Source organism: Acidithiobacillus ferrivorans (assembly GCF_016250455.1).
Lineage (GTDB): Bacteria > Pseudomonadota > Gammaproteobacteria > Acidithiobacillales > Acidithiobacillaceae > Acidithiobacillus > Acidithiobacillus ferrivorans.
The window spans coordinates 1,231,491-1,244,649 of record NZ_CP059488.1 but is presented as its reverse complement, the minus strand read 5'-3'; the positions used below and the strand labels follow the sequence as shown (position 1 = coordinate 1,244,649).

Genomic DNA, 13,159 nt, shown 5'->3' with positions numbered 1-13,159 from the left:
ATGCCCCGCAAAAAAGTCGGGCCTCAGGACCACGCCCCCTTCAACCTGTCGCTATATGCCGACGGTGCACCTCCTTCTTGTTGTTTTTATCATGCAAATCAGCACCTAGTAGGGTGGCCACGTGACTACAACAAGCCGCATGCAGAAGCACACCAGCATCACTTGTGATAAGATGACCCCCCACGCAACCCGATGCCCATTTATGGCTTCATAAATGGCTTCAGCAAAGGAGCGGTATGTGATTCATCGGACGAACATTTTATGGATCAACAACTGGAATATTTTTAACAAAAGGCATATTTTTTCTTATTTATCCTTGTTAGGTATATGCCTTATCATACTGATTTTTCCACGGTTGGCACACGCCTCCAGCACACCGGTGTCACAGACCAGCGCGGTGCTGCAATCGATACACCAGGATTTATCAAAAAACGTCGATTTACAACAGCTTCTATCCTGGCAGAAAACCGTAGATGCGCTCAGCCACAACGCGCACCAGTGCATAACCGAAAGGAGCGGCAACCTCAACCAAATAGATAAAAGTCTGGGTATACTGGGATCCGCTGTGGCCGGTGAACCAAAGAATCTCAGTACGTTACGGCTGAAACTACAGGGTGAGCAAAAAAATCTCAGCGGAGAGCTCGCCACCTGCAAGGTCCTCGCAATCGCCAGTGCGGATCTGGCCCAGAAAATCCAGCAGAAGCAGGAAGCGCTGCATGCCGCAATGCTGTTGCAGCGTGATCACAACCTCTGGCAACAGGCGCTTGCCCTGCAATCCGTCCCGATCAGCACCTGGGTGGGTGAACGGGAGTTCTGGCTCATGCAGAATGGCCAATCTATTTTTGCGCAGAAAAGCTTGCAGATATCCTTTGCCATTGGCGTAGTTATCTTTGTATTGTCACTGTTTCTGCGTGCGCCACTGGCGAAAAAAATACACCGCCAGCACCCCTTGCCCATTGCAAAAAACAATTTCTATCACTACGTGCCTTTGCTGGCGGGGATAAGCACCATCGCGGCGATTAGCGCTTTTACCAACACCTTATCGCCCTTGATTATGCTCTTATTAGTCACGTGGGGTGGCTACGCCTTTACTGCTATGTTTCTTGCGTTGGCATTAAGACCCTCCGGGGTGGTCAGCCAACATTTTGACTGGCCACCGCAAACGCTGCGTTCTACGCTGCGCAGGTTACAATCCATTGCCACTCTAGCCGTATTTGGCCTTGCCTGGCTGGTCATGGCTCCCAGCGACCCACTCTCTCTGACGCACCAGGACTTCTTTTACTCCGTATATCATCTGACACTACTTGGTGCGGTATTTTGGCTGATCTGGGGGGTGGGTGCGCACAAGCCCTTCCATACTTACCCATTGCTCAGAGCACTGACACTCCTGGCGTTAATGGTCACCGCCGCATTCACCATCCTGGGCTACCGCAATCTATCGAACTATCTGTTCTTTGGTCTGCTGATGTCTCTGTTCGCCTTTGGCATTGGCCTCTTTTTTTCCTGGGGACTGACCGATTTCTGGTCCCAACCACCGCAGCCCTCCAGTCACTGGCAGCGTTTCCTGCGCCACCGCCTGAATCTTAAAGATGACCAGCCACTGCCGTGGATCGCCTGGTTAAGCACTATCAGTCACACCTTCGTGTGGCTGGGGATAGCCGCGTTCATCTTGTATGCCTGGGGCCTGACGCATGCCGGTTTTACGCTCCTCTGGAAATATTTTATCACCGGCTTCGCCGTCGGCAGTTTTCATGTCCAGCCCTTTCGCTGGGCGATCGCCACCCTGCTGCTCATCCTGCTGTTCAACATCAATACCGTGGTTCAGCAATATCTGACTAATCATTCCCGTATTATTGGCCACATGGAAAGTGGGGCCCGCCATTCGGTGTTATCCATCGTCAGATATACCGGATTCATTATCGCCATACTCATCGCACTCTCCACCGCGGGTGTGGCACTGCACAATTTCGCCATTATCGCTGGCGCATTATCCGTGGGTATTGGCTTTGGCCTGCAAAACATCGTGAATAACTTTGTCTCTGGCCTGATTCTGCTTCTGGAGCGTCCCATACGGGTCGGTGACTGGATTCAGGTAGGCACTACCCAGGGCTATGTGCAAAAAATGAGCATCCGTTACACTCTGATCCTTACTTTTGATCGCACCGAGGTTTTCGTTCCAAATTCTGAATTGATCGCCGGTCAGGTGACTAACTGGATGTATACGAACAGTGTGCTGCGCCTCATGATTCCCTTCAACATTGCGCACGACGCAGATATCTCTCTGGTGAAGGAGCTCCTGGTAGCAGAAGGTCAAAATCATCCCGATGTATTACAGGATGATCCGCGTGGTATTCCTCCCACCGCACTCTTGCTGGACGTCAGCGAAAATGCGCTGCAATTCTATTTGCGCGTGTATCTGGATGACTGCAACAAAAGCTTTAATGTACAGACAGACCTGCGGGCTTCCGTGGTGGAAAGTCTGCTCCGCCACAACGTGGTACTGGCGCACCAGCAGCAGGACGTCCACATTATGTCCAAGCAGATTCTGCCTATGGAAGGGAAGTTGGCTCAGCCGACAGGAGATCGTTGACAACGAGGTTATCGCGATGAATCAGTACGCCTTCCACCGCTTCGGGATCGTCAGCGAGTTCGCTACTATTTTTTCCGAGGCTGCGAGCAACCACCAGGGCATCCCAGTTGACCAGACCGCGGGCGATTTCATGACCGAAAGGATCTTTACAGAGCACCAGATCCCCGCGGCGAAATTTGCCCTCAATGGCGGTGACCCCGACGGGTAGCAGGCTACCTCCGTCACGCAGCAAAGCGTGCGCCGCGCCCGCATCCAGATGCAACGTACCATGCGCTCGCAAATGCCCGGCCAGCCAACGCTTGCGTGCCGCCAGGGTAGGCAGGCGTGCATGTATAAACGTACCAATCGCTTCCCCGCGTTGCAGGCGCAGCAGCACATTTTCGCAGCGGCCATTGGCAATAATGGTAGAAGTACCGGAACGTGCAGCGCGAGCCGCTGCCCGGACCTTCGCCAACATGCCGCCGGTACCAACACCTGATCCCCCACCTCCGGCAATGCGCTCCAGCATAGCTGCCCCGGCGTTCACTTCGGTCAGCAGCCGGGCATCGGGACAGCACCGCGGGTCGGCGTCAAAAAGGCCATCCTGATCCGTCAGAATCACCAGGAGATCCGCATCGAGCAAATTACTCACGACCGCCGCCAGAGTATCGTTGTCTCCCAGATTAATCGCGTTATAAGAGACCGTGTCATTTTCGTTGATGATGGGTAGCACATTCATATCCAGCAGCGTCCGCAACGCGGATCGTGCATTCAAATATCGACGGCGGCTCCGCAAATCATCATGGGTCAGCAAGACCTGTCCACAATGCAGCGGAACTTCGCCTGGTCTATCCCCTTCCCGCAACATCTCTTCATAGGTATGGATCAATGCCGATTGCCCGACACTGGCAGCCGCCTGACGCGCTTGCAGTGTCGTCGGGCGTTCCGTCCAACCCAAACGCTGAGCACCCGCGCTGACGGAACCGGAGGAGACCAGTACCACCTCAATACCGGATCGACGAAGCGCCAAAATCTGCCGCACCCAACTGCGGATGGCATCGACATTAAGGCCTTTGCCATCATCCGTCAGCAAACTGCTACCGATTTTAATCACCCAGCGTTGGGCCTTGAGCTGCACCAAATCCCGGGACAGTTCCGGCAATTTAATCTTCATGGTTTTGCTATCCTCCGTACCAGCGAGAGCACTCCTTATTTTGTTTTTCTCAGAGCACTTCCGATAAAGAGCAGAACCGCGACCAATTCGTGATAAAACACCTACTAGATTGATATTTTGTCATAATTTACACACATCGACCAAATATAGAAATACAAAATGTGTCACGACCATCCCGATATTCCTATACAAAGGAATTAACGATGATATCGAGGCGGGCAAAGTGCCATACAAAAGGAGGAAACGGTGACTATTCCCACTCAATCGTAGCCGGCGGCTTTGATGAAATATCGTAGACCACGCGATTCACCCCAGCAACTTCATTGATGATCCGGGTGGAAATGCGACCCAGCACTTCATAGGGTAGATGCGCCCAGTCGGCGGTCATCCCATCCGCCGACTCCACGGCACGCAATGCAATGGTTTCGTCATAGGTCCGCGCATCCCCCATCACCCCCACACTACGCACCGGCAGCAATACCGCAAAGGCCTGCCAGAGGCGGTCATACAATCCGGCCTCGCGGATTTCTTCCATGACAATCCGGTCAGCACGGCGCAAGACTTCCAGACGCAGCTCGTCAATTGCACCCAAACAACGAATCGCGAGGCCCGGTCCGGGGAACGGCTGACGACGGATGACTTCTTCGGGCATACCCAGCTCACGGCCCAACTCCCGCACTTCATCCTTGAACAGCTCACGCAAAGGCTCGACCAGTTGCAAGTGCATGCGCTCCGGCAAACCACCCACGTTATGGTGGGACTTAATGGTTGCGCTCGGCCCCTTAAAGGAAATGGACTCGATCACGTCAGGATACAGGGTACCCTGCGCCAAAAAGTCGGCGCCTTCCAACTGCTTCGACTCTTCCTCAAAAATCTCGATGAACAAATTACCGATGACTTTGCGCTTCTTTTCGGGATCGGTAACATCCGCAAGCACTTCCAGAAAACGTTGACGCGCATCGACTACCTGCAGGGGAATCTGGAAATAATTGCGGAATACGGTAGCCACCTTCTCCGCTTCGCCAAAGCGCAGCAAACCGTTATCCACAAAAATACAGGTAATCTGCTCGCCGATAGCGCGATGAATGAGCACCGCAGCCACAGCCGAATCCACTCCGCCGGAGAGCGCGGCAATAACCCGACCCTTACCCACCTGGGCGCGGATCGTCGCCACTGCCGTATCCACGTAGGAATGCATGGTCCAGTCACCGGTGCATCCGCAAACGCCACGCACAAAGGCGGTGAGCATCTCCGCACCGCGGGGCGTATGGGCCACTTCCAGATGGAACTGCACGCCGTAGAAGTTCCGAACTGGATCACCAATAGCCGCCAGCGGCGAATTGGCACTGCTGGCCAGCACCCGAAAACCATCGGGCATGGATTCAATCCGGTCACCATGACTCATCCAGACTTCTTCGGCGTCACCGGCGGCACCAAAGGGTAGCAAGGGGCCAACCGCCTCTTTGATCTGAATATGTGCCCGGCCATATTCCCGATGCTCCGCCTTACCCACCCGTCCGCCCAGCAACTGCGCCATCAATTGCAGACCGTAACAAATTCCCAGGAGCGGCAGACCCAGGGCAAATAGGCCCAGGTCAACCGTCGGTGCATCAGCATCATGCACCGAGGACGGTCCGCCGGACAGAATAATCCCCTGCGGCGCCCAAGTCTGGATGTCCACCAGCAGCATGTTATAGGGATGAATTTCACAATAGACGTGGGCCTCACGTACCCGCCGCGCGATAAGCTGGGTGAACTGTGAACCGAAATCGAGAATCAGAATACGTTCTTGCATGGTTCAATCCACTCGGTAATTAGGTGCTTCTTTGGTGATATTCACATCATGTACGTGGCTCTCGCGCACCCCCGCCTGGGTAATCTTGATGAAGCGGGCACGGCTGCGCAGGGCCGACAAATCTTCCGCGCCCAAGTAGCCCATGCTGGAGCGCAAGCCACCAAGGAGTTGATGAATGACTTGTCCGGCGGGTCCCTTGTAGGGAACCCGGCCCTCCACCCCTTCCGGCACCAGCTTCGGCGCTTCCGGACTGGCATCCTGAAAATAGCGGTCGGCAGAGCCCTGTTGCATCGCGCCCAAAGACCCCATACCACGATAAGCCTTGTAGGAACGGCCCTGGTAGAGTTCGATTTCCCCCGGCGCCTCATCGGTGCCCGCCAGCAAACCACCCACCATAACCGTATGCGCCCCCGCTGCCAAAGCCTTGGCGAAATCCCCGGAAAAGCGGATACCACCGTCGGCAATGAGCGCTACGCCGGTACCCGCCAGCGCATCCGCCACATTACTGATAGCCGTGACCTGCGGCACACCGACACCGGCCACAATGCGGGTGGTGCAGATGGAACCCGGTCCGATACCTACCTTGACGGCGTCGGCGCCCGCTTTCACCAATGCCAATGCCGCTTCTGCGGTAGCAATGTTGCCACCAATCACATCTACTTCCGGAAAATGATCTTTCACCCAGCGTACCCGGTCGAGCACCCCTTGACTGTGACCATGGGCGGTATCGACGATGATGACATCCACCCCTGCTTCAGCCAGTGCCTGTACCCGCGCGTCAGTACCTTCACCAACACCCACCGCTGCGCCCACCAGTAGACGACCTTGTCCATCACGGCAGGCCAACGGGTGTTCTATGGCCTTACGGATATCTTTGACCGTGATCAATCCACGCAACTCAAAGCGTTCATTAACCACCAGCATTTTTTCGATACGATACTGATGCAGCAAGGCCTTCGTCGCATCCAGACTGGTGCCTTCCGGTACCGTAACCAAACGCTCGCGCGGGGTCATGACACTGCTTACCGGAGCATCCATGCGTGTTTCAAAGCGCAGATCACGGTGGGTCACAATACCCTCCAGACGCTCGCCATCCACCACCGGCACGCCGGAAATCCCATGCTCGGACATTACCTGCAATACCTCGCGAATACTCACATCGGCGCGGGTGGTAATGGGATCTTTAATGACCCCTGACTCGAATTTTTTGACCCGCCGCACGAGTGCTGCCTGCTGGTCCGGCGACATGTTTTTGTGAATGATGCCGATACCTCCCTCTTGCGCCATCCCGATGGCCATGGCGGCCTCGGTCACCGTATCCATCGCCGCCGAGAGCAGAGGGATATTCAGGCTGATGCGGCGACTGAGCTGGGTCGCAATGTGCACATTACGGGGGAGCACTTCCGAATGGGCGGGGACGAGAAGAACATCGTCAAAAGTGAGGGCTTCGCCAATCAATTGCATCGTGGTTCACCTAACAAGAAGGGGGCCGGGTGGTGATCTACCAGCTCCATGGCTAAAGGCATCCCGCACTATACCCAAGCAAACACCTTTTTTCCAGCCTGGTTTGACGCGACAGACCCAGTCTTGTAGCTTTCCGATCTGGTCCGCTCCGCGATAACTCGAATCTTAAAATTTATGACGGTTTCCATCATCATCCCCTGTCACAACGAATCCGGGAATCTAGAAACGCTCTATACGCGCATCCGCGCGGTCATGGAACAAACTGGCGAGTCCTGGGAGATGATTTGCGTCAATGACGGCAGCAGCGATGATACACTACTGCAATTAATTGCCCTGCACAGCCAGGATAAACGGGTAAAAATTATTGATTTATCAAGAAATTTCGGCAAAGAGGCAGCGCTCACCGCGGGGCTCGACGCCACCCTGAGCGATGCCGCCATCCCGCTGGATGCTGACTTGCAAGACCCCCCCGAACTGATCCCCGAACTGCTCGCTCAATGGCGGGAGGGATTTGATGTGGTTAATGCCGTGCGCCTTTCCCGCACAGGAGAATCGTGGTTAAAACGTGCCTCCGCACATGTTTTTTATCGGATTGTCAATCGCATGAGCGAGGTGGAGATACCACCCGATACCGGTGATTTCCGATTGCTCTCCCGCCCGGTTCTGGACGCCCTGCAAGCACTCCCTGAACGCCGGCGCTTCATGAAGGGTTTGTTTGCCTGGGTTGGCTTTCGCAGCACGAACATTTATTACCATCGCGCGCCGCGCCATTCGGGAAAGACCACGTGGAATTATTGGCAGCTATGGAATTTCGCCGTAGAAGGCATTACCTCTTTTAGCCAAGTACCCCTGCAGCTCGCTGCTTATCTGGGCTTTCTGGTTTCGTTACTGGCTTTTCTTTATGCCATCTGGCTGATAATCAGCACCATTGTGTATGGAAACCCGGTAAAGGGGTATCCATCCATAATGGTTACCTTATTGTTTCTGAGTGGCGTGCAGCTCATGGCCCTCGGTGTGATCGGTGAATACCTCGGCCGGATCTATGAGGAAAGCAAGCAAAGGCCGGTGTATCTGGTCAAACAGGCTTGGGGAATGGTCAATGCACCTAACACGATTCTAGCAGATGACATCCATAAATAGGCTTTGCGTAGCGCTCTATTAGATTCATAATCCCCAACATTCACCGCAACCGCATTATAGCAGCACAAATCGGGTCACGTTCCATAACTAAATCTTATGGTCTACTCGGTAATTCTTGTTCCTGGATATTGGGCATTGTTAGCCACATGTGCTTTCCAGCAAACACTGCTTTTCCACAACTTTTCAGGTACACTGTCGCCCAGATTACGTCCCACCAACCCAGAGACCACCCTTGGTATCCATAAAAGACTTTATTACCAAGCAGTTAAACCTGCCAGATTCTGCCGTCGAAACGGTGGCGGCGCCCTCGCCGCTATCACCCGGCATCCCCGGTGCACGGATAACGCCGCGTAACGAGCACAACGTTTCGCGGCGTCAAATCAGCGAAGGCGCCTTGCAGGTCCTCAATGGTCTTCATCGCGCCGGCTTTCAGGCCTATCTGGTCGGCGGCAGTGTCCGCGATCTGCTGCTGGGACGGGAGCCTAAGGATTTCGACGTCGCAACGGACGCGCACCCGGAGCAGGTCCGCAAACTGTTTCGGCGCAACGCCCGCCTCATTGGTCGACGCTTCATCTTGGTGCACGTACAGTTTGGCCACGAGATCATCGAGGTAGCCACTTTCCGCGGCAGCGCGAACGGCAAGGAAAACGAGGCCAGTGAGCGCAGCGAAACAGGGCGCATATTGGCAGATAACGTCTATGGTTCACTTGAGGAAGACGCCCGGCGCCGGGATTTCACCGCCAACGCACTCTACTACAACATCGCTGACCGCAGCATTCTGGATTTCTCCACCGGTATGGAAGATTTGCAAGCCGGTCGTCTGCGCGTCATTGGCGATCCGGAACAGCGTTACCGGGAAGATCCAGTGCGGATGCTGCGGGCCGTTCGCTTTGCTGCCAAGCTGGGATTCATAATGGATACAGCCGCCCAGGCGCCCATAGCGGCCTGCCGCGAGCGCCTGCAGGAGGTGCCCTCGGCGCGGTTATTTGAAGAAACCCTAAAACTTTTTCTGAACGGTAACGCGCAAACCAGCTTTGAACACCTGCGTCAGCAGGGGCTATTTGCCGCCTTGTTTCCGCAGGTGGATGTGCTCCTCGACAACGCGGAACACAGCGCGGCACGTGCGTTGTTGCAAGGCGCGCTGGGAGGCACCGATACGCGGGTGCGTGACGGCAAATCGGTAACCCCCGCATTTCTCTTTGCCGCACTGCTCTGGCCCGCCTTGCAAGAGCAAAGCCACTTGCTCGAACAGCAGGGCAAGCCCGCAACGGTCGCCCTGCAGCAAGCCGCCAGCGACGTGTTGCAGGAATGCGTTGGGCGTGTTTCTGTCCCTCGTCGCTTCGCTCTGCCTATGCGCGAAATCTGGGATTTGCAGGCGCGTTTTATGCGGCGCGGCGGACGTCGCCCTCACGCACTGCTCGCCCATCCGCGCTTTCGTGCAGCCTTTGATTTTCTGAGTCTGCGCAGTCAGAGCGGCGAAATACCTGCTACTTTGGTGGAATGGTGGGATCAATTCCAGACCGCAGATCATGATGGTCGACGTATCCTCATCGAACAGGCCCGCCTCGAAGAAACCGGACAGGAAGCAGCACTGGGACCACTCCCAGCAACATCACGTCGCCGTCCCCGGCGACGGCGACGGCGCGGTAATCGTCCTGATCAGGGCGGCGATGCGGCCCAGCCGGACGGCGCAGACGACAGCCATGACGACGGACAAAGCGACAGCGATTAATCCGGATCCCCGCATTTCCATGGGACATGACGCTCTGGATGCACAGAGTGCCGCTCCAAGTGCAGACCCATTACCCGCCACACAAATTCACCAGATGCTGCAACAGCAATGGGGAGACGCGCTGCTCCAGCGCCTGCACGTCATCGGCAGGATTGCTGCGAACCTTGGCACACCGGCCTATCTTGTCGGCGGCTGCGTCCGCGATTTTCTGCAAAACCACCCCGTGCCAGATATCGACCTGGCCATTGAGGGCGATGTCCGCGCCGTCGCCGAGGCTTGTTCCGCGGAACTGTCCGGCGTGCAATGTACCTATCATGCGCATTTCGGCACCGCCATTCTCCAGTATCCCGATGGCTTCCAGCTGGATCTGGCGCGTTGCCGGATAGAACATTATCCGGCGCCAGCCGCGCTGCCTGAGGTGCAGCCTGCTGCTATTCAGACAGACTTGATCCGCCGTGATTTCACCATCAACGCCATGGCCATCTCCCTGGATCCGGAAAAGTTTGGTGACTTTCTGGACCCCTATGGAGGCCGTGCAGATCTCCAGCGGCGTCTGCTGCGCGTGCTCCATCCCCATTCTTTTCTGGACGACCCCACTCGTATTCTGCGCGGGCTGCGTTTCGCCGTGCGTTTCCAACTCCAACTGGAAGCCAACACGCGCGGTCTGCTGGAGGAGGCATTAACCCAGGATATTTTCGCCCGACTCAGCGGCGCGCGCTTATGGCGTGAACTGAAATATCTACTTGAACTCAGCGACCTCCCGGCGGCCTTGGAAGAGCTGGGTGCCTGGCAGTTATGGCCACTGTTGCGCCCGACGCCGCTGGAAGTGGAGTCGCTCCTTGCCAAAATACGACGTGGTCAACAGGGAATCCACTGGCTTCACTGCCACCTCCCTGACGAGAAGCTTTGCGACACCGCCGTTTTGCTGACTATACTCTGGCGGGATATCCCTTGGGCGGAGGCGGAGAAACGCTTACACTATTGGCCGGTGGCCGATGGGCGTTATATTCTGAACGATCTGCACCGGCTGTCAAAAATACCGGCAGCCCTGGCGGCGGCAAGTCACCCCAGTGCAGTGGCGCAGTTATGGGAATCGCTGTCGCTGCCAGGCATACTGGCGCTACTTGCAGAGTACCCGGAAAGCGCTACCATCACCGAAAGTGGTCGCTACTACTTGCTGAAACAGCGTGGCCTGACATCACCGCTCAATGGCAAGGATCTGCAAGCCATGGGCTTGGCGCCCGGGCCACAGCTTGGTACGGTACTGCGCCGCCTGCATGATGCCCGCCTGGATGGCGCGATTAAAGACAAGGAAACCGCCCGACAATGGCTTATCAGACAAGGCATCCTGCCGTCCACCCAACCGTAATCGCCTGGATCAGTATTGGCAGCAACCTGGACCTGCCCGTGGCACAGGTGCGACATGCGTTGGGGGCCCTGGCCACTGTACCGGAAAGCACCCTCCTGTGGCAGTCCCATCTCTACCAGACGGCACCTGTGGGCGGCATCACCCAGCCTGCGTTCATCAATGCGGTCGCCCGCCTGCAAACTGCATTGCAACCCCGCGCCCTCCTCAGCCATCTGCAAACGCTGGAGGCAGCCGCTGGACGTCACCGCGCCGACGAAATTTACTGGGGTCCCCGGGTGCTGGACCTCGACCTGCTGAGTTACGGGACTACCCATTCTACGGATCCGGAACTCATCCTGCCCCATCCCCGTCTGCACGAGCGGGCCTTCGTGCTCATCCCCCTTGCCGAGTTTGATCCGGAACTGATCATTCCCGGCTGCGGGTGCATCGCCGATCACCTGCCTGCTGTGGCCGGACAGTCCATTACCCGTATCCCTGACAGCACTTGGGAAACGTCCGCGTGCAACGCCCGTTCTGCCCAAGCATGACCAATCCCCGTATCATCAGTATTGAAGGTCCGATGGGCGCTGGCAAAACCAGTCTGGCACGGCAACTGGGCCATGCCTTGGGTGGACAAATCATTCTCGAAGCACCCGCCCAAAACCCCTTTCTCTGCCGTTTCTACCAAGGTTCGGGCGCAGCGCTGGCGACGGAGTTGCAGTTTTTAATGCAACGCCGGGCACAGTGGCAGCAGCACCCAGGCAATAAGCATTGGATCATCAGCGACCACAGTGCGCGCAAAGACGAAATTTTTACCCCTCTTACTCTGGATACAGAAGAACTTCGTCTTTTTCACGCTTTGCGCGTGGCTCTGGACTACCATCCCGCACCGGCAGACCTGATGATATTCCTGGAGGCGCCACTACCGATCCTGCTGAAGCGCATCCGGACCCGTGGAGATGCCTACGAACAGGCACTGACAGCGGATTATCTGGAGCGGGTGCAGACGGCTTACCGTGCGTGGCAGGCGAACTATTCCTGGCCCAGCCTGAATATCGACTCGGCGCAGGTGGATTTTGTCCACAATCCGCGGCACACTGAGCAGTTGATCGATACCGTCAGGTATCGGCTGAAAGAGACTGAGGAGCGCGATGCATAAGAAAATTGCCCGCTGGGTGCAGGACAAACAAAACGGCATCAAACGCGCCGTAGTTACGGCCTATGACTATCCTTTCGCCCGTTGCGCGGCGGAAGCGGGGGTGCATGGCGTACTGGTAGGTGATTCACTCGGCATGGTGGTCACCGGTGCCGACGACACCCTCGGTGTTACGCTGGAGCAGATGGTTTATCACACCCGGATGGTGGCGCGGGGGGCTGGGGACTGCCTGGTATTTGCCGATCTGCCCTTCGGGACTTACGAAAAGGGTCCGGAGCAGGCCTGGGATGCGGCGGTAGCCCTGCTGCGCGCCGGTGCCGATGTCATCAAGCTGGAAGGGGGTGCGGAGATGGCGCCTACGGTGGCCTTCTGCGCGGAGCGGGGCGTCAATATCTGCGCCCATATCGGCCTGACTCCCCAGCGGGTGCGGCAGTGGGGCAGTTTTCAGCGGCAGGGTACCGACGCGGATAGTGCGCGCCGCTTGCAGACCGATGCCGGAGCACTGGTGGAAGCGGGCGCCCGCTTCGTCGTTTTGGAAGCGGTCCCCGATGCGCTGGCGGCGAATATTACCCGCGATATCGCCATACCCACGATCGGCATCGGTGCCGGACCGGATACCGATGCCCAGGTGCTGGTGATGCACGATCTGTTGGGGCTCAGCGCGAAAAGCCCACCCTTTGCACGGCGTTATATTGAAGGCAGTCAGATCATGCGTGACGCCCTCGCCGAGTATGTGCGAGACGTGGGCAACCATGAGTTTCCGCCGCGTCGTAAGTGCTGA

The 13,159-nt window shown here is 56.5% G+C and carries 10 protein-coding genes; 7 read left to right on the top strand and 3 right to left on the bottom strand.

The window, feature by feature from the left end:
* Positions 1-355 precede the first annotated feature (355 nt).
* The gene (locus tag H2515_RS06235; protein ID WP_232821585.1) at positions 356-2,590 is read left to right on the top strand and encodes a mechanosensitive ion channel family protein; all 2,235 of its coding nucleotides are present in this window, start codon (positions 356-358) and stop codon (positions 2,588-2,590) included.
* On the opposite strand, the gene proB is transcribed toward H2515_RS06235, so the two are convergent.
* From proB to guaB, 3 genes are all read right to left on the bottom strand, one after another.
* Positions 2,550-3,743, bottom strand: coding sequence for a glutamate 5-kinase (gene proB / locus H2515_RS06230; RefSeq protein WP_051984648.1), 1,194 nt, complete (start codon positions 3,741-3,743; stop codon positions 2,550-2,552). The two genes, H2515_RS06235 and proB, sit on opposite strands and share 41 nt — an antisense overlap.
* A 250-nt stretch (positions 3,744-3,993) precedes the next feature.
* Entirely contained in the window at positions 3,994-5,538 is a 1,545-nt protein-coding gene (guaA, locus tag H2515_RS06225) for a glutamine-hydrolyzing GMP synthase (protein WP_198661194.1), read from the bottom strand.
* Between the two features lie 3 nt (positions 5,539-5,541).
* Complete coding sequence (gene guaB / locus H2515_RS06220; RefSeq protein WP_035190329.1) at positions 5,542-7,002, bottom strand: IMP dehydrogenase; 1,461 nt, start codon at positions 7,000-7,002, stop codon at positions 5,542-5,544.
* Positions 7,003-7,176: 174 nt separating this feature from the next.
* On the opposite strand from guaB, the gene H2515_RS06215 reads away from it, so the two are divergent.
* The 6 genes from H2515_RS06215 to panB all read left to right on the top strand — a co-directional run bounded on the left by H2515_RS06215 (position 7,177) and on the right by panB (position 13,159).
* Entirely contained in the window at positions 7,177-8,142 is a 966-nt protein-coding gene (locus H2515_RS06215) for a glycosyltransferase family 2 protein (protein ID WP_035190327.1), read from the top strand.
* Between the two features lie 232 nt (positions 8,143-8,374).
* The gene (gene pcnB, locus H2515_RS06210; protein ID WP_198661193.1) at positions 8,375-9,874 is read left to right on the top strand and encodes a polynucleotide adenylyltransferase PcnB; all 1,500 of its coding nucleotides are present in this window, start codon (positions 8,375-8,377) and stop codon (positions 9,872-9,874) included.
* Entirely contained in the window at positions 9,846-11,243 is a 1,398-nt protein-coding gene (locus H2515_RS06205) for a CCA tRNA nucleotidyltransferase (RefSeq protein WP_232821584.1), read from the top strand. Before pcnB ends, H2515_RS06205 begins: the two co-directional genes overlap by 29 nt.
* A complete protein-coding gene (gene folK / locus H2515_RS06200) occupies positions 11,201-11,770 on the top strand; it encodes a 2-amino-4-hydroxy-6-hydroxymethyldihydropteridine diphosphokinase (protein WP_065413874.1) in 570 nt (189 codons plus the stop codon). Before H2515_RS06205 ends, folK begins: the two co-directional genes overlap by 43 nt.
* Positions 11,743-12,381 (top strand): deoxynucleoside kinase, encoded by a 639-nt coding sequence (locus H2515_RS06195; protein ID WP_232821583.1) that lies wholly within the window; start codon positions 11,743-11,745, stop codon positions 12,379-12,381. The genes folK and H2515_RS06195 overlap by 28 nt, the downstream gene beginning before the upstream one ends.
* Positions 12,374-13,159 (top strand): 3-methyl-2-oxobutanoate hydroxymethyltransferase, encoded by a 786-nt coding sequence (gene panB, locus H2515_RS06190; RefSeq protein WP_065413876.1) that lies wholly within the window; start codon positions 12,374-12,376, stop codon positions 13,157-13,159. Before H2515_RS06195 ends, panB begins: the two co-directional genes overlap by 8 nt.